This is a genomic window from Streptomyces sp. NPDC030799, from assembly GCF_055572255.1.
The window spans coordinates 400,808-427,021 of sequence record NZ_JBVIDS010000006.1 but is presented as its reverse complement, the minus strand read 5'-3'; the positions used below and the strand labels follow the sequence as shown (position 1 = coordinate 427,021).

Sequence of the window (26,214 nt, the reverse complement as noted above, 5' to 3'; positions counted from 1 at the left end):
ACACAACAACAAAAAAGACAAAAAAAACACCCAATAACAGAAACACCCAACAAAAAGCAGGCCCCCCCCAAACAAAAAAAGAGGGGGAGGGGGGGGGGGGGGCCCCCCCCCCCCCCCCCCCCCCCCCCCCTCCCTCATCTCCGGGACCCTCAGCCCCGGTTCAGCTCGAACCAGACCACCTTGCCGGTGCTCAGCCGGGTCGCACCCCAGCGCCGGGCCAGCTTGTTCACCAGGTACAGACCGCGCCCGCCCTCGTCCGTGGCCCGGGCCTGGCGCAACCGCGGCAGCTGCGGCACGTCGTCGCCGACCTCGCAGCGCAACACGTCCGTGCGCAGCAGCCGCAGCGTCACGGGCCGCGACGCGTACCGCACGGCGTTCGTCACGACCTCGCTGACCAGCAGCTCCACCGAGTCCGTCAGGTCCTCCAGGTCCCAGCGGGCGAGCGCGCGCCGGGCCAGCCGGCGGGCCTGCCCCGGCGCGGTCTCCTCCGGCTCCAGCCGCCAGTACGCGACATCGCTCGGCGCGATCCCGTCGAAGCGGGCCGCGAGCAGCGCGATGTCGTCGTCCCGGTCGCCCGGCCCGAGCATGTCCAGCACCTCGTCGCACAGGGCTTCCAGCGGCGGCGGATGGTCCGGGCCGGTCAACTGGGCGGTCGCGGCGAGCCGTTCGCGCAGCTGTTCTATGCCGGTCCACACGTCCCGCAGCCGGGACTCCACCAGTCCGTCGGTGTACAGGAGCAGCGTGGCCCCGGCGGGCGCGTCCAGCTCCACGGCCTCGAAGTCCACCCCTCCGACGCCGATGGGCGCGCCCGGCGGCACCCGCAGCACCTCGGCCCGCCCGCCCAGGTGCAGCAGCACGGGCGGCGGATGACCGGCGTTGGCGATGGTGATGCGGTGCGTGACCGGGTCGTAGACGGCGTACAGGCAGGTCGCCATGCGGTCGGTGCCCAGCCGCTGCGCCTGCTCGTCCAGGTGGTGCAGCACCTCCTGCGGCGGCAGATCGAGTCCGGCCAGGGTCTGTGCGGTCGTGCGCAGCTGGCCCATGATCGCCGCCGAGGTCATCGAGTGCCCCATGACATCGCCGACGACCAGCGCGACCCGGCTGCCGGGCAGCGGGATCGCGTCGTACCAGTCGCCGCCCACCCGGGCGGTCTCGGCGGCCGGCAGATAGCGCGAGGCCAGCCGCACACCCGTCGGCCGGGGCAGGGTCTCGGGCAGCATGGTGCGCTGCAGCTCGTCAGCGATGTACGCCTCACGGCCGTACAGCACCGCCTTGTCGATGCCGAGCGCGCTGTGCGTGGCCAGCTGCGCGGCCACCAGCAGATCGTCGGCCTCGAACGCCGGGCGCTCCGGGCGGCGCAGGAACAGCGCCGCGCCGATCACCCGGCGCCTGCCGCGCAGCGGCGCGAGGATCGCGTGCTGCCCGGACGGTACGACCGCATCGCCGCCCTCGCCGAGCAGCTCGGGCAGCGCGGCCCGGGCGGCGGGCGCGTCGGCGAACACCGGGCGCACCCCGCGCAGCACCTCGTTCAGCGCGCCGCCGGGGCGCACCTCGCACAGCTCGGTGGTGAGCGCGGACAGCTCGGCCAGCGCGCTCGGCTCCGGCTCCGGGTCGAAGGCGGGCGGCAGCAGCCCGCCGTCGGTGTCCCGCTCCTGCGGAATCCGGTCGGTACGGCGCAGCCGCAGCACCACCGGACCGGTGGGCCGCTCGTCGCCGACCGGCAGCGGGTCGCGCAGATAGACCAGGATCGCGTCCGAGAACGTCGGCACCGTCGCCCGGCACAGGCCCATCACGATCTCGTCCAGGTCGAGACCGCGGGCGATCCGCCGGGTGGCCGCGCCGACGAACCTGAGCCGGTCGCCGTCGCGCCGCATGGGCATCGGCCGTCCGGGCGGCAGTCCCTGCCCGGTACGGCGTTCCTGAGCGCCCGGCGCCCGCTCCTGCTCGGTGCCGGGCTGCGGCGGAATGCCCTCCGGCGCGGGGCGCGGGCGGTGTGCGCCGGGCTCGGTGGTGGCGGGCTGGGAGTGCTCGGGGCCGTTGACTGGGGGCTCCTTCCCCTTGTTCCCCTTGCCGCAGGGCGTGGTCGTCCCCGGGCCGGAGGGCGTGCCGTCGGTCCGGGCCTGGACCGGTAAGGCGGCGGGCCCGCCGACCTGCTTCGGGGCATGCCGGAGCGCCCCGCGGCCCTCCGCGGAGTCGGCGCCCTGGGGGCGCTCGAAGGAGGTGGGCTGCTCCGTCACGCGTGTCGCATCCATCCGTACGGCACTGCGCGCCGGGCGCGCAGTTGCTCCCGCAGAAGTCCCGATACCCGCAATACGTGCCCCAGGAACGGAATTCCCGCGTGCTCAGAGGTGGTTCTTGTGCCGCCACCGTTCGCGGTGGTCACGCCGTCGTACCCCTCGCTCACGTCCTGCCGCCCCTCGGTGACGATCGGTCAAGCCCGGCGGATGCGCCGGGAGTTGCTTGTGTGCGCCCTTGCGGAGGACGATCCTACGTTTCTGGACCGGGGGCGCATCAAGGGTCTCATGAGGACACGTGCGCGGGCGTACGGTCCCAGTCCTCGGGGAGAGAAGGTACCGCCCAGGACGGATCCGGGCGCCAGTGCGGCCAGTCGTCGGACAACGGCGGCCCCCAGGCCTCGATCACCTCGACCGCGTCCCGCCCGGCCGTCCGGACCCGTTCGGCGGTGGCCGCGTCCATCAGCCCGTCCCGCTGGGCCTGCGCGAACTCGTCCTCGTCGCGCCAGTGCCAGCTGCGGTCGGGGTGGACGGAGATGTCCAGGAAGTAGTCCTCGGAGTCCACCCCGCCCGCCCAACGGACCAGTGGCTGCTCAAGGTTGACGTACCAGTTCTTGAACCGCCAGCCCGGCTCCCAGAACAGCCACACCGACCAGGGCCGGCCGGGCTGGGCCAGCTTCAGCACGCCCGTGCCGAACCAGCGGTCCCGCTGTACCGTGCGCGGCTTGGTGTAGCGGGACGGAAGCGGCTCCAGGTGCACGGGCGTGCCGTCGGCGAGGACCGGCTTCACACACTCGGTGCCGGGGGCCAGCCATACGGCGAGCAGTTCGGCGTCGTCACGGACGACGGTGACGGGCCGGGCGATGTGGAAGTGCCGGCCGGCGTTCTCCCGGTAGCGCCACAGGATCTGATCCCCCGGGTTCCAGTGGCTCGCACGTCCCGCGTCCGCGTCCAGGTGTGTCATCGCTCCGTCGTCCGTCATGGACAGATATTAGGTGCCGCAGGCATACGACGCTGCGGTGCACGTCACGGTTCCGGGACGGGTGCCGGCGGCGCCGGCGGCCGGCGGTGGCCGGAAAGGTTCGGTCGGCTCACGGGGTCACGGGCGGGTCATCCGCAGGACGTCCAGCGCCTCGTCGAGTTGTTCCAGTGTCAGGTCACCGCGCTCGACGTAGCCGCCCTCCAGCACGACCTCCCGGATCGTCTTCCGCTCGGCGAGGGACTTCTTGGCGACCTTCGCGGCCTCCTCGTAGCCGATGTACTTGTTGAGCGGCGTCACCACGGACGGGGACGACTCGGCGTACTCGCGGGTCCGCTCCCGGTCGGCGGTGATGCCGTCGACGGTCCGGTCGGCCAGCAGCCGCGAGACGTTGGCGAGCAGCCGGACGGATTCGAGCACGTTCTTGGCGATGACCGGGAGCATGACGTTGAGCTCGAAGTTCCCGGAGGCGCCGGCGGTGGCGATGGTGGCGTCGTTGCCGATCACCTGGGCGGCCACCATGAGTACGGCTTCGGGGATCACCGGGTTGACCTTGCCCGGCATGATGGACGATCCCGGCTGGAGGTCGGGCAGGCGGATCTCGGCGAGTCCGGTGCGGGGCCCGGAAGCCATCCACCGCAGATCATTGGCGATCTTCGTCAGTCCGACCGCGATGGTCCTGAGCTGCCCGCTGGTCTCGACGATCCCGTCCCGGGCGCCCTGTGCCTCGAAGTGGTCGCGCGCCTCGGTCAGCGGCAGCCCGGTGGCCCGGGCGACCTCCTCGATGACGGCGGCGGAGAAGCCGGGCGGCGTGTTGATGCCGGTGCCCACGGCGGTGCCGCCGAGGGGGAGTTCGGCGAGGCGGGGGAGGGAGGCGCGCAGCCGCTCGACGCCGTGGCGGATCTGGGCGGCGTATCCGCCGAACTCCTGGCCGAGGGTCACGGGCGTGGCGTCCATGAGGTGAGTCCGCCCGGACTTGACGACGTCGGCGAACTCCTCGGACTTGCGGGAGAGGGAGGCGGCGAGGTGGTCGAGGGCGGGGATCAGATCGTGGGTGACGGCGGCGGTGGCGGCGATGTGGATGGAGGACGGGAACACGTCGTTGGAGGACTGGGAGGCGTTGACGTGGTCGTTGGGGTGCACGTCCCGGCCCAGCCGCTCACTGGCGAGCGTGGCGATGACCTCGTTGGTGTTCATGTTGGAGGAGGTGCCGGAGCCGGTCTGGAAGACGTCGATGGGGAAGTGCTCGTCCCACTGTCCCGCCGCGACTTCGGCCGCGGCTTCCTGGACGGCCTCGGCGATGTCCTTGTCGAGCACACCGAGCTGCGCGTTCACCTTGGCGGCGGCGCCCTTGATCCGGGCCAGCGCCTCGATGTGGGCGCGTTCGAGACGCTGCCCCGAGACGGGGAAGTTCTCGACGGCGCGCTGGGTCTGGGCGCGCCACTTGGCGGTGGCGGGGACGCGGACCTCGCCCATGGAGTCGTGCTCGATGCGGTAATCGCTCATGCCGGGTACAGCGGTCCGGGCGGCCCGAATGTTCCGTGCCCTGGGCCGCCCGGGTGTCGCCGTACCTTTACGCGAGCCCGGGGCCCCGCACGGGGATGGAGGTGAACGTCGGCGCGGGCGCGGGATCCTGGAAGAAGTCGTTGCCCTTGTCGTCCACGACGATGAACGCCGGGAAGTCCTCGACCTCGATCTTCCAGACGGCCTCCATGCCCAGCTCCTCGTACTCCAGCACCTCGACCTTCTTGATGCAGTCCTGGGCGAGGCGCGCGGCCGGGCCGCCGATGGAGCCGAGGTAGAAGCCGCCGTGGGCGTTGCACGCGTCCGTGACCTGCTTCGAGCGGTTGCCCTTCGCCAGCATCACCTTGGAGCCGCCCGCCGCCTGGAACTGCTCGACGTAGGAGTCCATACGGCCGGCCGTCGTCGGGCCGAAGGAACCGGAGGCGTACCCCTCGGGGGTCTTCGCCGGGCCCGCGTAGTACACCGGGTGGTCCTTCAGGTACTGCGGCATCTCCTCGCCCGCGTCCAGCCGCTCCTTGATCTTGGCGTGCGCGATGTCACGGGCCACGACGAGCGGGCCGGTCAGCGAGAGGCGGGTCTTGACGGGGTACTTCGTCAGCTCGGCGAGGATCGTGTCCATCGGCTGGTTGAGGTCGATCCTGACGACGTCCGAGGACTCGTCGAGGTGCTCGTCCGTGGTGTCCGGGAGGAACCGCGCGGGGTCGGTCTCCAGCTGCTCCAGGAAGACGCCCTCGGCGGTGATCTTCGCGACGGCCTGGCGGTCGGCCGAGCAGGAGACGGCGATGGCGACCGGGCAGGAGGCGCCGTGCCGGGGCAGGCGGACGACACGGACGTCGTGGCAGAAGTACTTGCCGCCGAACTGCGCGCCGATACCGATCTTCTGGGTCAGCTCGAAGACCTTCTGCTCCAGGTCCTTGTCGCGGAAGCCGTGGCCGAGCTCCGAGCCCTCGGCGGGGATCTCGTCCAGGTAGTGCGCGGAGGCGTACTTCGCGGTCTTCAGCGCGTACTCGGCGCTCGTGCCGCCGACGACGATCGCCAGGTGGTACGGCGGGCAGGCGGCCGTACCGAGCGAACGGATCTTCTCCTCCAGGAACTTCATCATGGAGGCCTCGTTCAGGACGGCCTTGGTCTCCTGGTAGAGGAAGGACTTGTTGGCGCTGCCGCCGCCCTTCGCCATGAACAGGAACTTGTAGGCGCCGCCGTCGGTGGCGTACAGCTCGATCTGGGCCGGCAGGTTGGAGCCGGTGTTCTTCTCCTCCCACATGGTGAGCGGGGCCATCTGGGAGTAGCGCAGGTTCAGCCTGGTGTAGGCGTCGTAGATGCCGCGGCTCAGCGCCTCCTCGTCGCGGCCTTCCGTCAGTACGTTCTGGCCCCGCTTGCCCATGACGATCGCCGTGCCGGTGTCCTGGCACATGGGGAGCACGCCGGCCGCCGCGATGTTCGCGTTCTTCAGCAGGTCGAGCGCGACGAACTTGTCGTTGCCGGACGCCTCGGGGTCGTCGATGATGCGGCGCAGCTGGGCGAGGTGGGCGGGGCGAAGGTAGTGCTGGATGTCGTGGATGGCCTCCTCGGCCAGCTTGCGCAGCGCCTCCGGCTCCACCTTGAGGAACGTCCGCCCGTCCGGGCCCTCGACGGTGGAGACGCCCTCGGACGTCACCAGCCGGTAGGGGGTGGTGTCCTCTCCCTGGGGGAGCAGATCGGTGTACGCGAACTCAGGCATCTCAGCCCATTCCTCACTCGGCAGACGGCTGCCCGCCGACGCTGGCGGGCTTCACCAGCGTAGAACCTGCCGCCGACAGCGAACCTGTGAGGTGAGGCTCAGTTCGACACGCCCGGGCTTTTCCCCACCCCTAGTCGCGATCTATCGCGTTTCGGTACGCTGCTGTCGTGGACCTTCAGAAGCACACCGAAGCACCTGTCGCCGAACTGCGTGCCTCGGACGCCGACCGTGATCGCATCGCCGAGATCCTCCGTGAGGCCCTGGCCGAGGGGCGGCTGACCCCTGACGAGCACGCCGAGCGGGTCGAGGGCGTCCTCGCCGCCAAGACCGTGGGCGAGCTGGAGGCCTTCATACGGGACCTGCCGGCCGCCCACCAGCAGCCGTCCGCCTCCGCCTACACGCCGGTCCCGCCCCGCCCGGCCCCGGACGCGATCCCGCACGAGGCCGACGCCAACGTGGTCGCCGTCTTCAGCAGCGCGGTGCGCCGGGGCCGCTGGCGCGCCGGCCGCCGGATCCACGCGTACTCGGTCTTCGGCAGCGTCGAGATCGACCTCAGTGAGGCGATCTTCGAGTACCAGCAGGTCGTGATCAAGGCTGTCTCGGTCTTCGGTGACGTCCAGATCCGTGTCCCGGAGAACGTGTCGCTGCGCGGCACCGGAGGCGGTGTCCTCGGCAACTTCGAGGTGGACACGCTGGACTCGGTCGACTCCGAAGCGCCGGTCGTCTACGTCGACGGCTGGGCGGTGCTCGGCAATGTCGAGGCGCGGCCCAAGCGTGGCAAGCGTGTGGCGGACATCCTGGACCGGGTACAGGACAAGATCGACCGGAAGCTGGATCGCGTCCAGGACAAGGTCGACCGGAAGCTGCGCAGACACCTGGGCCATTGACAGTCGCGAATCCGCCGGTGATCGGAAGGGTCCGGCCCTCCTGCGCCCTCGCGGCGGGGGCGCGAACGAGCCGCCGTGCGCCTGCTGTTGGGAACGCTGTGCATAGGCGCGCGCACAGCGGGTAGGCCTTGCTGCATCGTCTCTCGCTCGCGAAGCCGTCGTCAGGAGTAGACCGTGCTGCAACCGCCGCATTCGTCCCTGCAGGTCGCTGCCGTTCCGGCCCAGCGGGTGCCAGCGCGAGACAGGGACCAAGACGCTCCCTGGCACACCGAGGCGGTGTGCCAGCGCGACGAGGCCGGCCTGTTCTTCGCCCCGTCGAAGGAGCCGACCGCCGCCCGGCTCTCCCGCGAGGAGGCGGCCAAGCGCGTCTGTGCGCGCTGCCCGGTGATGGTCGAGTGCCGCGAACACGCCCTCCTCCAGCCCGAACCGTACGGCGTCTGGGGCGGCCTCACGGCAGCCGAACGCCGGGTGGTCCTCGCGAGGCGCCGCAGGCGGGAGATGGAACTGAAGAAGGCGACCCGAGCGACGACCGCCAACCGCATAGCCGGATGAGTGGAGAAGGGCCGCCCTCTCCGCACAGAGGGCGTGTCCCTGCCTCAAGGGGCGCGGGGCTGTGTGTGATGATGCGGCTTCGCCGCGTCGGCGCGAGCAGCCACGGATCACCCGCAGCCGCCCACGCTCCCCGCGTCCCCTCCGAATGGGCGCACTCGCCCCGGAACTACTTCGCCCGGTCGAAGTCAATCGCGCTGTACGCCCGCAGCTTGCTCAGCCGGTGCTCGGAATAGATCCTCCGCACCGTCCCGGACTTCGACCGCATCACGATCGACTCGGTGAGCGCGGTCTCCGACCGGTACTGAACACCCCGCAGCAGCTCACCGTCGGTGATACCGGTCGCGACGAAGAACACGTTCTCGCCCGACACCAGGTCGTCGGTCGTCAGCACGCGGTCCAGGTCGTGCCCGGCCTCGATGGCGCGCGCCCGCTCCTCGTCGTCCTTGGGCCACAGCTTGCCCTGGATGGTGCCGCCCAGGCACTTCACCGCGCAGGCCGAGATGATGCCCTCGGGCGTACCGCCGATACCGAGCAGCAGGTCGACGCCCGTGCCTTCGCGCAGTGCGTACACCGAGCCGGCGACATCGCCGTCGGAGATCAGCTTGATGCGCGCGCCGGCCTCCCGGACCTCCCTGATCAGACCCTCGTGCCGCGGCCGGTCCAGGATGACGACGGTGACGTCCTCCGGCGAGGACCGCTTGGCCTTGGCGATCCGGCGGATGTTCACGCCGACGGGCGCGTTGATGTCGACGAAGTCCGCCGCCTCCGGACCGGTGACCAGCTTGTCCATGTAGAACACCGCGGACGGGTCGAACATGGCGCCCCGCTCGGCGGCGGCGAGGACGGCGATCGCGTTCGGCATGCCCTTGGCCGTCAGCGTGGTGCCGTCGATCGGGTCGACCGCGATGTCGACCTCGGGACCGGTACCGTCGCCCACGTGCTCCCCGTTGAAGAGCATCGGGGCCTCGTCCTTCTCGCCCTCGCCGATGACGACGACGCCGTTCATCGAGACGGTGGAGACGAGGGTGCGCATGGCGCGCACCGCAGCACCGTCGGCGCCGTTCTTGTCGCCGCGCCCCACCCAGCGGCCCGCGGCCATCGCAGCGGCTTCGGTCACCCGGACGAGTTCCAGGGCGAGGTTGCGGTCGGGAGCCTCGGAGGGAACATCGAGCTCGGACGGCAGGTGATGATTTTCGGTCATCGGAGCGCACCTTTCTGATACGACGACGGCCGGATGAGGGTATTGGACCCTGACTCTATCGCCGGACAGACAAAATGAGCAGGGGGCCCCACGGATGAGCGGATGGGGCACCTGCGACGATAGGGGGCGTGGCAGGTTCGAACGGTAAGCAGAAGACGGCCCGGGACATGGTTCTCTCCCTGGTCCTGATCGGCATCGCGGCGTTGGTCGTCTATTTCCTCGCCATCCCGCACGACGATCACGCTCCCGACCTCAAGCGGGTCGACTACCGGGTCGAGCTGCTCACGGCCCGTCGCGCGGCGAGCTACCCCGTGGCCGCCCCCGAGGGCCTGCCGAGCACCTGGAAAGCGACCTCCGTACGCTTCCAGGGCGAGAACTCCGACCGCTGGCACCTCGGCTACCAGACCCCGGACGGTCAGTACGTCCAGATCGAGCAGTCCACGCAGAAGGCGTCCGAGTTCATCGACGAGGCCAGTCAGGGCGCGTCGGCGACGAAGCAGACCGAGACGATCGGCGGCCGGACCTGGACCCGCTACACCGGCGGCCGCTACGACGCCCTCGTCCTGACCGGCACGCCCGGCTCCACGACGGTGGTGGCCGGCACGGCGTCCTTCCCGGAGCTGACGAAGGTGGCCGCGGCACTGAAGATGCAGTGAGCCACGCCTGACATGCGCACAAGGCCCCCGGCGGTGTTACCGGGGGCCTCGTGCGTGAGGGGGCCGTACGGGCGCCGCACGGGGTCGTGCGGGGCCGTTCGGGGTGTCGTGCGGGTGTCTCAGACGGTCGTGACGACGTCGTCGTACGCCAGGCGCGGCGAGCGCGGGAACCAGGCGTCCGGGCCCGGCCTGCCGATGTTGACCACCATCAGCGGGGTGTGGTCGTCGTCGAGGAACTCCTTGCGGACGCCCTCGAAGTCGAGGCCGGTCATCGGGCCGGCGGCGAGGCCTGCGGCACGGACGCCGATCAGGAAGTAGGCGGCCTGCAGCGCGGCGTTCAGCGCGGCGGCGCTCTCACGGACCGGACGCTCGCTGAAGAACACGTCCTTGGCCTGCGGGAAGTGCGGGAAGAGGGCCGGCAGCTCCTCGTGGAACTCGTTGTCCGCGGAGAGGATCGCGACCAGCGGGGCGGCGGCCGTCTTCGGCTGGTTGCCCTCGGCCATGTGCGTCACCAGGCGCTCACGGGCCTCGGGGGAGCGGACCAGGGTGATGCGCAGCGGGCTCTGGTTGAAGGCGGTGGGGCCGTACTTGACCAGGTCGTAGATCGCCTGGACCTGCTCGTCGGTCACCGGTTCGTCGGTGAAGGTGTTCGCGGTGCGGGCCTCGCGGAACAGCAGGTCCTGGGCGGCGGGGTCAAGAACGAGAGACATGGTGCTTTTCCTAGGGGTGCGTCTTGTGCCGACGTACCGGACCGTGGTCCGGATCGGCTGATGACACCGACCCTACGTCAGTGAAGTTCAACCTTCAACAATGACAGGGGTGTGGTGACCCGCCTCACGGCCTCCATACAGCGACCCTCCCCTCGAACGCGCCTACTCGGTCTCCGCTCCCTGCCCCGCTGCCTCCCCCTCTTGCTCCTCGGCGAGCGCCGCGTCCAGCCGGGCCCGCGCACCCTCCAGCCAGCGCCGGCACACCTTCGCCAGCTCCTCGCCGCGCTCCCACAGGGCCAGGGACTCCTCCAGAGCCGTACCGCCCGCCTCCAGGCGCCGCACGACCTCGATCAACTCGTCCCGCGCCTGCTCGTACGACAGCGCCTCGTCCACCTTGCTGGTCATTCGCCCACCTTCACCGTGAATTCACCGTCGGCGACGCGCGCACGCAGCGCCTCGCCCTCCGTCACCTCGTCGGGGCCGCGCACCACGTGCCCGTCGGACCTCTGCAGGACCGCATAGCCGCGCTTGAGCGTGGCCGCGGGGGAGAGGGCCACCACGCGCGCGTGCGTGTGCGTCAGCTCCGAGTCCGCGCGGTCCAGGAGATGACCGAGGGTCCGCCGGCTCCGCTCGACCAGGGAGGCCACCTGGCCGGCGCGCTCGTCGATCATCCGGTGCGGATCCTCCATCGAGGGACGGGCCAGCGCGTGGGCCAGACCGTGCTCCTCCCGCTCCAGAAACGCGTTCATGCACCGCCGGGCCCGGTCCCGCAGCATCCGCACCCGCTCGAACTCCTCGCCCACGTCCGGTACGACCTTCTTGGCCGCATCGGTCGGGGTGGAGGCACGCAGATCGGCGACGAAGTCCAGCAGCGGGTTGTCGGGCTCGTGCCCGATGGCGGAGACGACGGGCGTACGGCACTCGGCCACGGCCCGCACCAGCTGCTCGTCGGAGAACGGCAGCAGGTCCTCCACGCTGCCGCCGCCGCGCGCGACGACGATCACGTCCACGTCCTCGATCGCGTCCAGCTCCTTCACCGCCTGCACGACCTGCGGAACGGCGTGCACGCCCTGCACCGGGACGTTGCGCACCTCGAAGCGGACGGCGGGCCAGCGGTGCCGGGCGTTCTCCAGCACGTCCCGCTCCGCGGCGGAGGCACGGCCGCAGACCAGCCCGATCAGCTGCGGCAGGAACGGCAGCGGCTTCTTGCGCTCCGGCGCGAACAAGCCCTCGGCCGCGAGCGCCTTCTTCAGCCGCTCCAGCCGGGCCAGCAGCTCGCCGACGCCGACGGGTCTGATCTCGGCGGCACGCAGGGAGAGCTGGCCGCGCGGGGCGTACCACTCGGGCTTGGCGAGTACGACGACACGGGCGCCCTCGCCGACGACGTCCGCGACGGTGTCGAACACCTGCCGGTAGCAGGTCACGCTCACGGAGATGTCGTACGACGGGTCGCGCAGCGTCAGGAACACGACCCCGGCGCCGGGCCGCCGCGACAACTGCGTGATCTGCCCCTCGACCCACACCGCACCGAGCCGGTCGATCCAGCCCCCGATCAGCCGGGAGACCTCGCCTACCGGCAGGGGAGCCTCAGGGGTCGTGTTCACAGCCATGCGGTCGAGCGTATCGGCCGGGGCTGACAGCGGAGCGCCGTCCGCAGGCAGCCGCTGTGGCAGCACAGCCGCAGTCGCCGCACCCGCATGCGCGCCGCAGCCGCGGCCGGTCCAGCGCGCAGCCCTGCCGAAGCGCCGCCGAACGCACCCTTACGATGGGTCGCATGACCGCTTCGTCTGGCCGCCGTGTCCTGCTCGCCGCCCCCCGGGGCTACTGCGCCGGTGTGGACCGCGCCGTGATCGCCGTCGAGAAGGCCCTCGAACAGTACGGGGCCCCGATCTACGTCCGGCACGAGATCGTCCACAACAAGTACGTGGTGCAGACCCTGGAGAAGAAGGGCGCCGTCTTCGTCGAGCGGACGGAGGAAGTGCCACCGGGCAACATCGTCATGTTCTCGGCGCACGGCGTCGCCCCGGTCGTGCACGAGGAGGCCGAGCAGGGCCGCCTCGCCACCATCGACGCCACCTGCCCCCTGGTCACCAAGGTCCACAAGGAAGCCGTCCGCTACGCCAAGGAGGACTACGACATCCTCCTGATCGGCCACGAGGGCCACGAGGAGGTCATCGGCACCTCCGGCGAGGCCCCCGAGCACATCCAGCTCGTCGACGGCCCCGGGGACGTCGCCAAGGTCGAGGTCCGCGACCCGTCCAAGGTCGTGTGGCTGTCCCAGACCACCCTCTCCGTGGACGAGACCATGGAGACCGTCGACGCCCTGAAGACGAAGTTCCCGGGCCTGGTCTCCCCGCCCAGCGACGACATCTGCTACGCCACGCAGAACCGTCAGCTCGCCGTGAAGCAGATGGGTGCCGAGGCCGAGCTGGTCATCGTGGTCGGCTCGCGCAACTCCTCCAACTCCAAGCGGCTGGTCGAGGTCGCCAAGCTCGCCGGTGCCCGCGAGGCCTACCTGGTGGACTTCGCCGACGAGATCGACGAGGCCTGGCTGGAGGGCGTCACCACCGTCGGTGTCACCTCCGGCGCCTCCGTCCCCGAGGTGCTGGTCGAGCAGGTCCTGGAGTGGCTCGCCGAGCGCGGTTACGGCGACGTGGAGATCATCAAGGCCGCCGAGGAGTCCATCACCTTCTCGCTGCCCAAGGAACTCCGCCGCGACCTGCGCGAGGAGGCGGCCGCCCTGGTCGCCGAGCGCGGCGGGTCCGGCACTCCCGAGGCGTGACCGTCGGTCCCGGGACGTGAGCGCCGGCACTCCTGGGGCGTGACTGTCAGTCGTCCGTCGTAACGTGGAGCCATGCAGATCTTCGGTGTGGACATCGGCGGATCCGGGATCAAGGGCGCCCCCGTGGACCTGGACAGGGGCGACCTGGCCCAGGAGCGCTGCAAGGTGCTCACCCCGCACCCGGCGACGCCCGACGGCGTGGCCGACGGGGTCAAGCAGGTCGTCGACCACTTCGGCTGGACCGGCCCGGTCGGCCTGACCTTCCCCGGAGTGGTCACCGGCGGTGCCACGGTCCGTACGGCGGCCAACGTCGACAGAAGCTGGATCGACACCGACGCGCGCGCCCTGTTCAGCAGCAGACTGGGCGGCCTGCCGGTGACCGTCGTCAACGACGCGGACGCGGCGGGCGTCGCCGAGATGCAGTTCGGCGCCGGCCGCGACCGCAAGGGCACGGTCGTCCTGCTCACCTTCGGCACCGGCATCGGCAGTGCCGTCTTCGCGGACGGCGTCCTCGTCCCGAACACGGAGCTGGGCCACCTGGAGCTGAACGGCCACGACGCGGAGAAGAAGGCCTCCAGCAAGGCCAAGGACGACCACGGCCTGAGCTGGGAGCAGTGGGCGCGCCGCGTCCGGAAGTACCTGGCACACGTCGAGATGCTGTTCTCGCCGGAGCTGTTCATCATCGGCGGCGGGGTCAGCCGCAAGGCCGACAAGTTCCTGCACTTCATCGAGGGCATCAGAGCCGAGATCGTCCCGGCCCAGCTGCAGAACAACGCGGGCATCGTGGGAGCGGCGATGCGAGCGGCCCAGCACGCGTAGCCCCTGGCGGCCCGCGGGCGCCGGATCCGGCGGGAGAGCCGGTGCCCGCCGCTCAGATCGTCCGGCGCCTACGCCACCGCACCCACCGCACCCGGCGTACCAGCACGATCACTCCGGCGACGAGCGTCCCGCCGTACAGCCAGCCGGCCTGGGTGGCGAGCCCGGTGAACAGCCCCATCAGCCGGCCGAGCAGCCCCCCGCTGCCGTCGGCGACGGGCAGCAGCCCCACGGCGAACGCGATCGGTACGACCACCGGAGCGGTCAGTACGTCCCCGGGCCGCACCCACAGCGCGGTCAGGACGCACACCGGCAGGAACAGCACGCCGTACACCGTGAGGGCCCCGCCGAACAGCAGCGAGTCCAGGCAGCCGAGCAGGAACATCAGCACGGCACAGAACAGTCCGCTGCCGAGCCCGGTGAGCCGGGGACCGGGAAGCAGCGGACCCGGCGACGCCGGCCGGGTGGTGCGCTGCCGCCCCGGCCGCCGCGCCCCCGGGCCGGGCCTGCCCCCGCCGGGCCTGCGCCGGGCCTGCGGGGGCAGGTGCGCGGGCTTCCGCGAGCCGCGTCGCGCTCCGTCGTTCGGGGGTCGCGTTCTGCGTTGCTCCACTGGACCAACTTAGGTCTGTTTATGTGCCGAATCACCCATCCGACACGCCGGTGGGAAGTGCTCGGCCGGACGTTCGAAGCTCCCGCGAGCCGGTGGGCGCGGAACCCGTAAACTGGGGGATCGGCCAGTGTCGGTCTCTGGCCCCTGACAGCCCCCTGGCCCACTCATCTACGGGAAGTCGCAACGTGTCGCTCACGATCGGAATCGTCGGCCTGCCCAATGTCGGCAAGTCGACCCTGTTCAACGCCCTGACCAAGAACGACGTGCTGGCGGCCAACTACCCGTTCGCCACGATCGAGCCGAACGTCGGCGTGGTCGGCGTCCCCGACGCCCGCCTGGCCAAACTGGCCTCGATCTTCTCTTCCGAGCGCATCCTCCCGGCCACGGTCGACTTCGTCGACATCGCGGGCATCGTGCGCGGCGCCTCCGAGGGCGAGGGCCTCGGCAACAAGTTCCTCGCGAACATCCGCGAGTCGGACGCGATCTGCCAGGTCATCCGCGCCTTCAAGGACGAGAACGTCGTCCATGTCGACGGCAAGGTCTCGCCGAAGGACGACATCGAGACGATCAACACCGAGCTGATCCTCGCCGACCTCCAGACGATCGAGAAGGTCCTTCCGCGTCTCCAGAAGGAGTCGCGGATCAAGAAGGACGTCGCCCCCAAGGTCAAGGCGGTCGAGGAGGCCAAGGAGATCCTGGAGAAGGGCGACACGCTCTTCGCGCACGGCATCGTGCAGGGCACCGAGCGCAACGAGCTCCTCCACGACCTGCACCTGCTCACCACCAAGCCCTTCCTCTACGTCTTCAACGTCGACGAGGACGAACTGGTCGACGAGGAGTTCAAGAACGAGCAGCGCGCCCTCGTCGCCCCCGCTGAGGCGATCTTCCTCAACGCCAAGCTGGAGGCGGACCTCGCCGAGCTGGACGAGGAGGAGGCCCTGGAGCTGCTGGAGTCCGTCGGCCAGCACGAGCCCGGCCTCGCCACCCTGGCCCGCGTCGGCTTCAACACCCTCGGCCTGCAGACCTACCTGACGGCCGGCCCCAAGGAGTCCCGCGCCTGGACGATCAAGAAGGGCGCCACGGCCCCCGAGGCGGCCGGCGTGATCCACACCGACTTCCAGAAGGGCTTCATCAAGGCCGAGGTCATCTCCTTCGAGGACCTCGTCGAAGCAGGCTCGGTCGCCGACGCCCGCGCCAAGGGCAAGGCCCGGATGGAGGGCAAGGAGTACGTGATGCAGGACGGGGACGTGGTGGAGTTCCGCTTCAACGTGTAGGCGTACTCCAGAGGAAGACAAGAAGGGTCCGGCTCGTTGGAGTCGGACCCTTCTTTGCCGTGGTGCTGTTCTCTGCCGTGGTGCGCCCGGAGAGCCGCTCTCAGCGGAGGTCGGTGATCTCTGGTGCGAACACCGTGCTCAGTGGCTCCGGACCTACGTACTTTTGGCAGTTGCACGGCCGGGATTCGTACCGCAGGGGTTTGCGGTCGGCGTCCCATACCGTCGGCACCTCTGCCGTCTCGTGGCACACGCCGTCCTTGTCGTGCTTCGCCAGGTGGTGCGTGCAGCCGCAGACGGGCTCGGGCGGGCGGCCGGCCGCCAGGAGCGCTCGTTGCTGGCGCTCGGTTGCCTTGAGGAGTTCCAGCTTGCGTTCGTGCCGGGTCCTCAACGCGCCGCGAACGTTGTCGACGATCCAATTCCCGCCTACGATCACGGCCGGAATCAGCAGCCACAGCCAGCCCGCCATCTGGAAACTCCCCCTGAAACTCCCCCATGTGGTCGATGCGTTGATCGTACTGCTCCTATGGTTCCTCTCCCAGACTGAGCCGTGCACGAACGGCACGGCGGCGTTCGGCCGTGCTGTCGGACAGCGGTGCCCTGGGGGACGGCCGCCGGAGTGCGTGGTTCTGGGCGTTGCGACCGTTGGGGACGGCGTCCAGGAACTGGGCGAGGGCACGGAGATTCGGATAGGTGAAGAGGGCGGAGACCGGGAACTCCCGGCCCAGGCGGGTGGCCAGCAACCGGTGCAGGCGCAACAGCGTGATCGAGTTGAGGCCGACGTCGAAGAAGTTGCCGTCCACGTCGACGGGGTCGCCCAGGGCTTCCTCGGCGACCGCGCCGAGTACGGCGAGGGTGCGGTCGGAGGAGCGGGAGGGTGACGGCGCGGCTGCTGCCGCCTCCGTGCGGGACGCCTGGGCCCGGGCTTTGTGATTGCGGTCCATGGACAGCCGTTCGCCCACGTCGATGACCGATGGCACCGCATGGCCGGGCAGGACGGCCGACAGGTGGCGGCGGATCTCCGCACTCGTGGGTGCCGGCGCCCCGATGTGATGCACCACGGCAAGGGAGAGCTGTTCGCCGAGAGGCGTCCTGGTCACCGCCGCATGCGCTTGGCGGACCCCGGGATGACGCAGCGCCGCCGCCTCGACTTCTTCCAGAGCCAGGCGGAAGCCGTTCAGCAGGACTTGCCGGTCGCGGCGTCCGTCGAGGCGTATCCCCTGCCAGAGATCGACGCGGCCCAGGTCCCCGGTCCGGAAGGCGCCCTCGCCGAATGCGCTGTCGTCCCGGTCGGATCCCAGGTAGCCAAGAGCGAGATGAGGGCTTCTGACGACGATTTCACCCCGCTGGCCAACGGCACAGGGCCTGCCGCTGTCGTCGACGACCACGAGTTGCGCCCCGGCCACACCGAGGCCGATCGGAAGCGGCTCGTCGTCCGCCAGGGCCGGGTCGACGCGCTCACCCGTGTCCGCGACGACTTGGCAGGACGCGATCTGCGGGGTCTCGGTCGCTCCGTAGGCGTTGACCAGCCGGGCGTCCGTGAACGCCCGTACCCGCCGGGCAAGGCCCGCTGTGAGCGGAGCACCGCCGCAGAGGATGACACGGAGCCGTGCGAGCCGGCGCCCAGGCCGTTCCGTGTGCCCCGACGCGATCAGCTCCAGCAGGGCCGGCGTGGCATGCAGGAGGGTGATCCGCTCGTCGTGGAGGAAGTCGAACAGCGTCCCCGGGGTGCCGAGGACGTCGTCCGGCGGGACGACGAGAGTGCCCCCCGCGCACAGCGGCACCAGGATGTCCCTCAGCACGGGATCATGGCCGAGGCCGCCGAGGAGAGCCGTGCGGTCGTCCGGGGTCTGGCCCGTATGACTTCGGTACCAGGCCAGGTTGTGGGCCAAGGCGGAGTGGGGGGCGAGGACCGCCGCCGGGCCGCGGCCGGTGCCGGAGGTGAAGAGGATGTGTGCGCCCTCGGGCAGGGGGCCGAGGACCGCTCGGCCGGCGGGGGCCGGTACGGGGACGACGGTCACGTCCGGGCCGCGCTCGGGGACCTCGATTTGCGCGACGGGCGCGGTCTGGCCGGCGTACCGGCCGAGCAGGTCGGACGGCAGGGCGGCATCCACCGGCGTGGGTACGGCGCCGGCCGCCCAGCAGCCGAGCAGGGCCCATACGAAGGCCGCCCGCCGCCGGCCGCGGACCAGCACGGGATCGCCCGGTGCCACGCCGGCCCCGGCCAGTTCACGGGCCAGGGCGTCGGTACGAGCGAGAAGTTCCGCGTACGTCAGTGTCACGGCCTCTCCGGGCTGCGCCCCTCGCTCCGTGACGGCCACCGCGGACGGTGCGCGGGCGGCTTGTGCGCGTATCCGGTCCAGCACGGTGGCCGCCCGGCCGCGGTCGGCCGTGGCCGGTGCGGCGACGCCTGCCGGGACACGTCCGTCGGCGAGCGTGATGCCGCGGACGCGGCTGCCGGGCTCGGAGAGCACCTGGCGCAGCACCTGGTGTGTCTGGCCGAGCAGGTGACCGACCGCTTCCCGCGGCACGCGGTCGGTCGCGACGGTCAGCTCCAGGGTGAAGTCCGGTTCGCGACGCAGATAGAAGTTCGCGTCGAAGAGCGCCGCGTGTCCCGGCGGGCGCAGCAGCTCCGCGGTGACGTCCGGGAACGACGGTGCGGGTGCGGCGTGCGAGAGGTCGTTGACCCAGATCTGGAACAGGGGGTTGCCGTTCGGCCGGGTCGGAAGACCCAGTGCCTCGACGATCGACGCGAAGTCCGTCGCCGAGTGGTCCACCGCTTCCGCCATCCGGTCGCCGACCTGCTGGAGCACGGCGGCGACACTGGCGTCCGCCTCGGTTTCGACCAGCAGCGGCACGGTGCTGAGCAGGAAGCCGACGAGGTCGTCATGGGCCGCCGTACGCCGTTGGGACACGGGGACGCCCAGGACGAGGGCGTCCCGCCCGAGCCAGCCCCGTACGACGAGCGCCAGGCAGGTCACGAACAGCGTGAACGGCGTGACGGCGTGTTCTCGGCAGAACGCCTCGATCCGCAGGGTGTCCTCGCGGCTCAGCCGGAGCGCCTCGCTCTCCCCGGCGAAGCTCGGCGGCTGCCCGCCGGGGCGCCGGAAGGGCAGGGCGGACTCCGCCGGGGCGTTGCGCAGCAGCTCCGTCCAGTACGCGAGGTCGCGGCTGCGGTGCTGCCGGACGGCCTGGCCGGCGCCCGTCCGGGCGGCGTGGTCGAGGAAGCCGGGCGCGGGCGGCAGTTCGGGGGCGGCGCCGTCGAGCCGTGCGGCGTAGGCGGCGGCCAGGTCCCGCAGCACCAGGTCGAGGGAGTGCTGGTCGGCGATCACATGGTGCAGCGAGACCACGAGGCAGGCCTGCTCGTCGTCATGCCCGTGGGCCCCGGGCAGCAGGGCGGCCCTCATGAGCGGTGCCCGGGACAGCTCCAGCGGGGTCCGGGCGACCTCCCGCACGAAGGACGTCGTCCGGTCCGGGGTCAGCGCGCCGTCGGCCGTCCGGACGTCCAGGACGGCCCGGACGTCCGGTACTTCCTCCAGTACGGGGTCACCGTCCGCCCGTTCAGTGATCCGCAGGCGCAGCGCCTGATGGCGTGTCACCACGTCGTCCAGTGCGGCGGCGAGGGCCGGTATGTCCAGGGGCCCGCTCAGGCGCAGGGATCCGACCACGTTGTAGGCCGCCGCCTCCGCCCCGTGCAGCCGGCTGATCAGCCACAGCGCGCGCTGCGCCGGAGTGAGGGGTACGAGGTCCGGGGCGGCGGCATGCCGGTGGGAAGGCGGTGCGGCTGCCGGGGCGGCGGTGCGGAGCTGCGCCCGTACGTCGGCCAGTGAGGCGTTGTCCGTCAGCAGGAGCGACAGCGGCAGGTCCGCACCGAGTTCGGCGTGGATCCGGGCGAGCAGGCGCACACCGAGCAGGGAGTGGCCGCCCAGGGTGAGGAAGCCGAGGCTCTCGGCGTCGTCAGCGGGTTCCTCGTCGGGCGTGGGCAGGGTGGACCACCACAGGGCGCCGAGCGTGTCCTCCGGGTGGCCGGCGGGCCGACCCGCGTGCGCTGTGGCCGCCCACCAGGCGCCCAGCGCCTCGCGTACCGCCGTGCGGTCGGCCTTGCCCGAGCTGAGCACCGGCAGGGTGTCGAGCCAGCGGAAGCCGGACGGGACGAAGGCCGGCGGCAGCAGGTCGCCCAGGTGTCTGCGCAGCTCGGCGGCGCCGGGCGGCCGCGTTCCGGCCGCCGGTGTCAGTGCGGCGAGCAGCTCCGGGCCGGCTCCGGACACGTCGACGGCGGCGACGATCGCCTCCTTGACCGCCGGGTGCCGGACCAGGGCCCGCTCGACCTCGGCGGCCTCGACCCGGACTGCCCTGATCTTGACCTGGTGGTCGGCGCGGCCGAGGAACTCCAGTTCGCCGTCGACGATCCGGACCAGGTCCCCGGTGCGGTAGTAGCGCCGCCCGTCCAGCTCCGGGAACGCCCGCGCGGTCTCCTCGGGCTGTCCGGCGTAGCCCTGGGCCACCTGGACCCCGCCGATCCACAGCTCGCCGGGGGAGCCGGCGGGCACGGGACGGTGCCGTTCGTCCATGACGAGGAGTTCCGTGTTGTCGACGGGGCGTCCGATGCGGACCCGGTCGCCGGTCCCGATCGTGCGGGGCACCGGCCAGTACGACACCTCGATGGCGGCTTCCGTGGGGCCGTAGAGATTGCTGAGCGAGGCACGGAAGACCTGGTGGAAGGCGACGCACAGCGGGGCGGGGAGTGCCTCGCCGCTGGCGAAGACCAGCCGCACCGACCGGACGTCCTCGGGCGTGGCCACGCGCAGGAACTCCGTCAGCATGGAGGGCACGAAGTGGCAGGCGGTGATGGCCTGTTCGCGCAGGAAGCGGGCCAGACGCGCGGGATCGCGGTGATCGCCCTCGGGGAGCAGGACGATGCGGGCGCCGACGGCCAGCGGGCAGTAGAACTCCCAGCCGGAGACGTCGAAGGTGTAGGGCGTTTTTTGCAGGATGCGGTCCTCGGGTGTGAGGCCGTAGCGGTCCACCTGCCACAGGATGCGGTTCACGACACCGGCGGCGCCTTGGATCACGCCTTTGGGGACGCCGCTCGATCCAGAGGTGAACATCAGGTAGGCCGGCTGGTCGGGCGCCACCTCGGGCAGTGGACGCGGCGGCCGCGCACCGGGGTCGCACGAGTGACGGACATCGAGGCGCTCGACGCCCGCGGCCGCGAACGCCGCCGGCACATCGCCGGCCGCTGCGAGCACCAGCAGGGGGCGCGCGGTCTGCAGCATGGGTTCGAGCCGGTGTTCCGGCTCGTCGGGTGAGACGGGCACGTACCAGCAGCCGGCCTTGAGCACCCCGAGCAGGGCCACGACCATGTCGACGCCTCGGCGCAGGGCCAGGGCGACGGGGCCGCGCCTGCCGTGCGTGGCCGCGAGGATGTCGTCGGCGACGGCGTCGCTGAGCGCGTCGAGTTCCGCGTAACTCAGCGTCCGCCGGCCGGGCTCCTCGCAGGCCGTCGCCTCGGGGCTGCGCAGCCGCGTGGTCCGCAGCAGCCCCGGGATTCCGTGCCGGGCCTCGTGCGGCCTGCAGGCGCCGACGAGATGCTGGGGGCCGGAGTCTCTCGCCACTGACACGTGCGTATCCCTTGAGTGAGGTCAGGAGTTCCAGGAGTCGTCGACGGTCACCATGCGCAGCTCGCTGGTGTAGGTGCGGCCGGCGGAGTCGCGCAGCCACAGCTGGTCGGGCCGCGGGAGCATTTCGGTGAGCGTGACCTGGCCGTCGCCGTCCAGGGCGATCCGGCGCAGGGTCATGGCGAACAGGCCGACCAGCAGGGGGTTGTCGAAGTCCAGGTGGACGGGCTTCGGTTCGCCCGCGACACGCCAGAAGACATGCCGGGGAAGGCCGAGTTCCCGGCTCCAGTGCCGCAGGCGGGCGAAGGCGTCGGCTTCGTCGGTGCCCTTGCCGACCGGTATGTCGCTCAGCCGCGGGCGCCATGCCTCACGGGACACCACGAGCCGGTCGACGGTGATGCGGGGCGTGTGGGCCAGCGGCGGCACGATGCGGAAGTGGTCGGTCACCCGCCGGACCAGGAACTCGCCCACCACTTCCAGCACCGGTGTGTCCGGCCCTGCCGTGCCGTCCGTGCCATGCACCACGACGAGTCCCTCGGGGCGGGCGCGGACGGCCAGTTCGGTGAGGGGGACCGTGCGGTCCCGGGGTGCGCTGCGGGCGCCGCATCGGGGTCCGAACGACAGGTAGGTGTACCGGTGGGACTGGAGTTCCGGTGTCGGATACCAGTGGGCGGAGAGGTCGTCCAGGCTGCGCGGGTACAGCGGGACGTGGTGCGGATGCGGATGGGTGTGTTCGTCGGCCGCGGCGATCAGCCGCTGCGGATCCGGGTGGAACTGGGCGAAGTTCGTGGAGTTCAGACTCATCTGGGACAGGTGCATCTCGCCCATGACGGCGAAGACGTGCCCGCTGTCCGACTCCTGGGCGAGCATGATGTCCGGGCTGTGGTAGCCGGCGGAGTGCCAGGGCGGCGCGGCGCCCCGAGGGGTGGTGAACAGCCGCGCGACGGCGTCGGCGATGTCCTGCGCGCGGCAGGTCCGCCGGGCCGCCTCCGGGTCGTAGTCGAGGACCGTGCGCCAGCGGTCCTGGAAGTCGGCGACCACCGCGGCGTCGGCCTGTCCGCGCTCCACCTCCGGCAGCAGCAGGGAGAGCAGCTGGGGCAGCGGGACGTCCTGGCCGGGCCGCCCGCCGAGGTCGGTGAACAGGGTCTGGAGCACGCCGGTGTAGGCCTCGCCCAGCTGCCGCATCAGCCAGCGGGTGCTGTCCAGCAGCAAGCCCAGTGCGGGTGCGGTCTGCCGCAGGAGGCCGGTGCCCAGGGTGACGTCGACGTCCCGCGCGCAGTCTTCGATCACCACGCGCCGGCCCTTGGACGACAGGTGCGACTGACGGTAGGCGGGGCGCCGGGTGGCTCTGCCGAAGACGTCGTCGAGGCGGTTCAGCGCCGTGCCCAGCCGGTCGGCGGCGACGGGTGGCGCGGGAATGTCGTGCCGGGCGCGCTCCAGCTCCGCCAGGACGGACAGGGCCTCCCCGCGCGCCGGTACGGCCGGAAGCGCCAGGAGCTGCTCGCGCAGTGCATCGGCGGCGCCGGAGCTGGGCGGGATGTCGAAACCCCAGGTGATCACGTCGAGGTCCACCAGCTCGCCGAGGCGGTCGGTGACCCATGGCAGCGGGGAGGACTCCGGGGCGCCGCCCCGCCGGACCGCCTCCGCGGCGATCTCGGCGGGGGTCCGGCTGCCGTCGCAGCAGGCGGCGACCAGGGCCTGGCCGCGGTCGAGCACCAGCATCGGTGCGTCGGCGCGCAGGACGGCCCGGCCGTGCAGCCCGACCTGGTGCGAGACGACGGGAGGGAGATGGGGGCGCAGCCCGTAGTCCTCCGCGAAGGCACGTGCCAGGGCGTCGACGGCCCAGACCTCGAAGATGACGGAATGATCCCGCAGCAGCCGGGGGCCGGGATTCTGCCGCTGGGTCTCGGGGATGTCCGCGAACCGCCCCCAGGCCACCGGTCCGAAGAACCCGATGGTCTCGTTCTTGGTGTGGTAGCGCTGAAGGTACTTCATCAGCGTCAGCTCTTCGCGCTTGCGCCGGCGGTTGCGGGAGTAGGGGGCGGCCGTGTTCTCCCGCAGCCAGGTCACGGCCCGGTCGAGCATGCCCGGGTTCTGCCACAGCAGGGCCTGCTGCACGCCGCCGGTGTCCACGATGCCGAGCATCTCGCCGCAGATCCGCTCCAGAGCCGTGTTCCACCGCGCCCGGTAGCCGGCTTCGGCACCGGGGTCCGCGACGTACCGGTCGGCGAGGAGAGCGCACTCGGTGTCGGCCGTCGACGTGAGCCGGGACAGGGGGAATCCGGCGCTGCGTACGACGACGTCACGCCACAGCAGCCAGTCTCCGTGGCCGAGGGGGATCCGCAGGCCGTCCACCGGCAGGGATCTGCTCTCCATGATCAACCGTTTCTCGCTCGACTCCATGGGGGCCTCCTACGCGTCGCCGTAGGCGGCCTCCACCGTCTGGACGAACTCCTCGTCCGTGCCCGGCATCGGCGAGGGCACCGGGACGCAGCCCAGCTCGCGGAACTCGGCCATCCGTTCACGCACCCGGGCCGGTGACCCGATGAGGGCGAATTCCTCCGGCTGCGGCCTGCCGAACGCGTCCAGGACGTGCCGGTAGTACGGGAGCATGCGATAGGAGGACGCCGACTTCTCCCACTGGGCCCGCTGCTCGTCCTCGTTCTTGCCGGCATACGCCGGAAGGATGGTGACGACGTCGAAGTCCCGTTCGTCCTTGCCGAACTCGGCGCACGCCTCGCGCACCACCGGCATCACCCGTTCGCGCACATAGCGGGGGGAGGCCAGCCAGATCACGATGCCCTCGCCGGCCTCGACGGCGAGCCGGATCATGTGCCGCCGCAGCGCGGCCAGGTACAGCGGCACCTGCGGCCGTTCCCCGTTGTACTGGGCGTGTGCCGTGAAGTGGTCGCCGTCCGCGTCGACGTTTCCCGTGCGCAGCAGGGTCCGTACGATGCCGGTGTACTCGCGCATGACCTCGACCGGCGCGCCCTGGCGCAGGCCCAGTACGTACTCGTTGACGAACTTGTGGCTGTAGCCGATGCCGAGCAGGAACCGCCCGGAGGACAGTTCGGCGAGCGTGGCGGCGGCCTGCGCCATGGCGACGGGATGGCGCGCATAGACCGGCAGGACGGCGGTGCCGACGGTGATGGAGGGGGCGGCCTGCAGATAGGAGGCCGCGGTGAGCAGGGCGTCGCGCTGGTCCGGCTGCTGTTCGAGCCACACCCGGTCGACGCCCAGCCGTTCGGCGAGCCGGACCCGCTCCACCAGTTCCTCGCCGCCCTGGAAACGGGGTGATATCACCAGCGGCCGTCGTGCGGGCTTCATCGGCTGTGTACTCCTGTGGCCTCGGGGAGTTCGGGTGCGGGGTCGACGACCACGCGGATGTAGTCGGCGGGCTGCTGAATGCGGGTCAGGTCCGACTCCAGGAGCAGATGGTCTCCGTCGGCGCCGGCTTCGGTGAATCCGGCGAAGGCGTACGTGATCCGCATCATCCGGTTGCGGCCGGTGTCCACGAAGTCCGCGCGCAGCGACCGCGCGCCGGCCTCCCGCGCGAGGGTCATCACATGGCCGAGCAGGATCGTCCCGACGCCGCGGGACATCGTGCGGCAGGACATCAGCAGCAGCCGCAAGTGCCAGTGCGGGTCGCCGCGTTCGGCGAGGGCCAGGCCGATGGTGCCGTAGTCGCCGAACCGGTCGGACAGTTCCGCGACGAGCAGCACATGGCCGGGGCTGTCACTGACGGCGGCCAGCTCCTCGTAGGAGTAGGTGCGGCCCGTCGAGTTGAGCTGGTTGGTACGTACGGTCAGTTCCTCGGCGCGTTGCAGGTCGTCCACCCCGGCCCTGCGGATCGTGAACACCATGCCGAGGCCGGCGAGGAACTCCTCCGGGGCGCCGGTGAACTCGCGTTCGCTCGCCTCCCGGACCGCTTGGCTCTGGTACATATGCCGGCGCCGGGCCGACTCGGCGGTGACGAAGCGGGGGGTCAGCTCCGGCAGTTCGGCGGCGCCGTCCAGGTCGTCGGGCGACAGACACAGCACCTCGGGGAGGGCGTGAGCGACCTCGGCACGTTCGAAGGCGTCGTCGTCCACGAAGGCCAGCGCGTCCGTGGCGACGTTGAGGGCGCGGGCGACCGCGGCCACCGACTCCGACTTGGGGTTCCAGCCGATCTGCGGATAGACGAACAGGTCGTCGATGCCGAGTTCGGCGAGCCGTTTCATCGCCGCCTGCTCGTCGTTGCGGCTGGCGACGGAGTGCAGCACCCCGCGCCGGTCGAGCAGGCGGATGAGGTCGATGACGTGCCGGTGCGGGGCGACGGGGGAGTCACCCGACTCCAGGAGCACCCCGTCCCACAGTGTGTTGTCCAGGTCCCATACGACGCACTTGACGCGGCCGCGGCGGCCGGCGGCGTCGCCCGGGACGGCGGTCGCGCTCATGCTGCCGCCCGGTAGGCCGCTTCGGCTATGGTCAGCCGCTGGATCTCCGAACTTCCCTCAATGATCTCCATCACCTTGGCGTCCCGGTAGTAGCGGGCGACGGGACTGGGGGGGGGGGGGGGGGGGGCCGCCCCGCCTCCCCCCCCCCCCGCGGCGTTCCTTTTGGCATCCTGTGCGGGAAAATAACCTGTCAGTCTCGTCCCCCCTCCCGTCTCCCC

Annotated in this window: 21 protein-coding genes; 6 read left to right on the top strand and 15 right to left on the bottom strand. The window is 71.2% G+C overall.

Features of this window, described 5'->3' with window-relative positions; genetic code table 11:
- Window positions 1-149: 149 nt before the first annotated feature.
- The 4 genes from ACZ41I_RS18010 to ACZ41I_RS17995 form a co-directional block, all read right to left on the bottom strand.
- On the bottom strand, window positions 150-2,252 hold the full coding sequence (locus tag ACZ41I_RS18010) for a SpoIIE family protein phosphatase (RefSeq protein ID WP_468514551.1): 2,103 nt from the start codon (window positions 2,250-2,252) through the stop codon (window positions 150-152).
- A 268-nt stretch (window positions 2,253-2,520) separates the two neighbouring features.
- Entirely contained in the window at window positions 2,521-3,216 is a 696-nt protein-coding gene (gene fomD, locus ACZ41I_RS18005; RefSeq protein WP_399764143.1) for a cytidylyl-2-hydroxypropylphosphonate hydrolase, read from the bottom strand.
- Between the two features lie 117 nt (window positions 3,217-3,333).
- Window positions 3,334-4,719: a class II fumarate hydratase gene (locus ACZ41I_RS18000; protein WP_399764145.1), complete on the bottom strand. Its 1,386-nt coding sequence runs from the start codon at window positions 4,717-4,719 to the stop codon at window positions 3,334-3,336.
- Between the two features lie 67 nt (window positions 4,720-4,786).
- Complete coding sequence (locus ACZ41I_RS17995; RefSeq protein WP_399764148.1) at window positions 4,787-6,457, bottom strand: fumarate hydratase; 1,671 nt, start codon at window positions 6,455-6,457, stop codon at window positions 4,787-4,789.
- Between the two features lie 167 nt (window positions 6,458-6,624).
- Here ACZ41I_RS17995 and ACZ41I_RS17990 point away from each other — a divergent pair, with 167 nt between their 5' ends.
- Window positions 6,625-7,344: a DUF1707 SHOCT-like domain-containing protein gene (locus ACZ41I_RS17990; protein WP_468514550.1), complete on the top strand. Its 720-nt coding sequence runs from the start codon at window positions 6,625-6,627 to the stop codon at window positions 7,342-7,344.
- Window positions 7,345-7,518: 174 nt separating this feature from the next.
- The gene (locus ACZ41I_RS17985) at window positions 7,519-7,896 is read left to right on the top strand and encodes a WhiB family transcriptional regulator (RefSeq protein WP_363217348.1); all 378 of its coding nucleotides are present in this window, start codon (window positions 7,519-7,521) and stop codon (window positions 7,894-7,896) included.
- A 166-nt stretch (window positions 7,897-8,062) separates the two neighbouring features.
- Here ACZ41I_RS17985 and glpX read toward each other — a convergent pair whose 3' ends face one another.
- The gene (gene glpX, locus ACZ41I_RS17980; RefSeq protein ID WP_363217349.1) at window positions 8,063-9,097 is read right to left on the bottom strand and encodes a class II fructose-bisphosphatase; all 1,035 of its coding nucleotides are present in this window, start codon (window positions 9,095-9,097) and stop codon (window positions 8,063-8,065) included.
- Window positions 9,098-9,225: 128 nt separating this feature from the next.
- Between glpX and ACZ41I_RS17975 the strand changes: the two genes are divergently transcribed.
- Window positions 9,226-9,753: a DUF4245 domain-containing protein gene (locus ACZ41I_RS17975; protein WP_363217350.1), complete on the top strand. Its 528-nt coding sequence runs from the start codon at window positions 9,226-9,228 to the stop codon at window positions 9,751-9,753.
- Window positions 9,754-9,872: 119 nt separating this feature from the next.
- Here ACZ41I_RS17975 and ACZ41I_RS17970 read toward each other — a convergent pair whose 3' ends face one another.
- The 3 genes from ACZ41I_RS17970 to xseA all read right to left on the bottom strand — a co-directional run bounded on the left by ACZ41I_RS17970 (window position 9,873) and on the right by xseA (window position 12,073).
- Window positions 9,873-10,463, bottom strand: coding sequence for a malonic semialdehyde reductase (locus tag ACZ41I_RS17970; protein ID WP_363217351.1), 591 nt, complete (start codon window positions 10,461-10,463; stop codon window positions 9,873-9,875).
- A gap of 162 nt (window positions 10,464-10,625) precedes the next feature.
- Window positions 10,626-10,868: an exodeoxyribonuclease VII small subunit gene (locus ACZ41I_RS17965; RefSeq protein WP_399764157.1), complete on the bottom strand. Its 243-nt coding sequence runs from the start codon at window positions 10,866-10,868 to the stop codon at window positions 10,626-10,628.
- Window positions 10,865-12,073, bottom strand: a complete 1,209-nt coding sequence (xseA, locus tag ACZ41I_RS17960) for an exodeoxyribonuclease VII large subunit (RefSeq protein WP_363217353.1) — start codon at window positions 12,071-12,073, stop codon at window positions 10,865-10,867. Before xseA ends, ACZ41I_RS17965 begins: the two co-directional genes overlap by 4 nt.
- Window positions 12,074-12,237: 164 nt before the next feature.
- On the opposite strand from xseA, the gene ACZ41I_RS17955 reads away from it, so the two are divergent.
- Window positions 12,238-13,245 carry a 4-hydroxy-3-methylbut-2-enyl diphosphate reductase gene (locus ACZ41I_RS17955; RefSeq protein WP_363217354.1) on the top strand — a complete coding sequence of 336 codons (1,008 nt, stop codon included), beginning with the start codon at window positions 12,238-12,240 and terminating at the stop codon, window positions 13,243-13,245.
- A 72-nt stretch (window positions 13,246-13,317) separates the two neighbouring features.
- On the top strand, window positions 13,318-14,064 hold the full coding sequence (gene ppgK, locus ACZ41I_RS17950) for a polyphosphate--glucose phosphotransferase (RefSeq protein WP_468514549.1): 747 nt from the start codon (window positions 13,318-13,320) through the stop codon (window positions 14,062-14,064).
- A gap of 52 nt (window positions 14,065-14,116) precedes the next feature.
- On the opposite strand, the gene ACZ41I_RS17945 is transcribed toward ppgK, so the two are convergent.
- Complete coding sequence (locus ACZ41I_RS17945; protein WP_468514548.1) at window positions 14,117-14,671, bottom strand: DUF6542 domain-containing protein; 555 nt, start codon at window positions 14,669-14,671, stop codon at window positions 14,117-14,119.
- Between the two features lie 185 nt (window positions 14,672-14,856).
- On the opposite strand from ACZ41I_RS17945, the gene ychF reads away from it, so the two are divergent.
- Window positions 14,857-15,945: a redox-regulated ATPase YchF gene (ychF, locus tag ACZ41I_RS17940; RefSeq protein WP_399764166.1), complete on the top strand. Its 1,089-nt coding sequence runs from the start codon at window positions 14,857-14,859 to the stop codon at window positions 15,943-15,945.
- Window positions 15,946-16,045: 100 nt separating this feature from the next.
- Here the strand turns inward: ychF and ACZ41I_RS17935 are convergent, their stop codons facing one another.
- Genes ACZ41I_RS17935 through ACZ41I_RS17910 form a run of 6 tightly spaced genes read right to left on the bottom strand, consistent with a single transcriptional unit; the run spans window position 16,046 to window position 26,190 of the window.
- Entirely contained in the window at window positions 16,046-16,411 is a 366-nt protein-coding gene (locus ACZ41I_RS17935) for a hypothetical protein (protein ID WP_468514547.1), read from the bottom strand.
- 55 nt (window positions 16,412-16,466) lie between these two features.
- Complete coding sequence (locus ACZ41I_RS17930) at window positions 16,467-21,563, bottom strand: amino acid adenylation domain-containing protein (RefSeq protein ID WP_468514546.1); 5,097 nt, start codon at window positions 21,561-21,563, stop codon at window positions 16,467-16,469.
- 21 nt (window positions 21,564-21,584) lie between these two features.
- Window positions 21,585-23,963 (bottom strand): lantibiotic dehydratase, encoded by a 2,379-nt coding sequence (locus ACZ41I_RS17925; protein WP_468514545.1) that lies wholly within the window; start codon window positions 23,961-23,963, stop codon window positions 21,585-21,587.
- 9 nt (window positions 23,964-23,972) lie between these two features.
- Complete coding sequence (locus tag ACZ41I_RS17920) at window positions 23,973-24,887, bottom strand: LLM class flavin-dependent oxidoreductase (protein ID WP_468514544.1); 915 nt, start codon at window positions 24,885-24,887, stop codon at window positions 23,973-23,975.
- Entirely contained in the window at window positions 24,884-25,996 is a 1,113-nt protein-coding gene (locus ACZ41I_RS17915; protein WP_468514543.1) for an HAD-IIIC family phosphatase, read from the bottom strand. Before ACZ41I_RS17915 ends, ACZ41I_RS17920 begins: the two co-directional genes overlap by 4 nt.
- The gene (locus ACZ41I_RS17910) at window positions 25,993-26,190 is read right to left on the bottom strand and encodes an acyl-CoA dehydrogenase family protein (protein ID WP_468514595.1); all 198 of its coding nucleotides are present in this window, start codon (window positions 26,188-26,190) and stop codon (window positions 25,993-25,995) included. Before ACZ41I_RS17910 ends, ACZ41I_RS17915 begins: the two co-directional genes overlap by 4 nt.
- Between the last annotated feature and the right edge of the window lie 24 nt (window positions 26,191-26,214).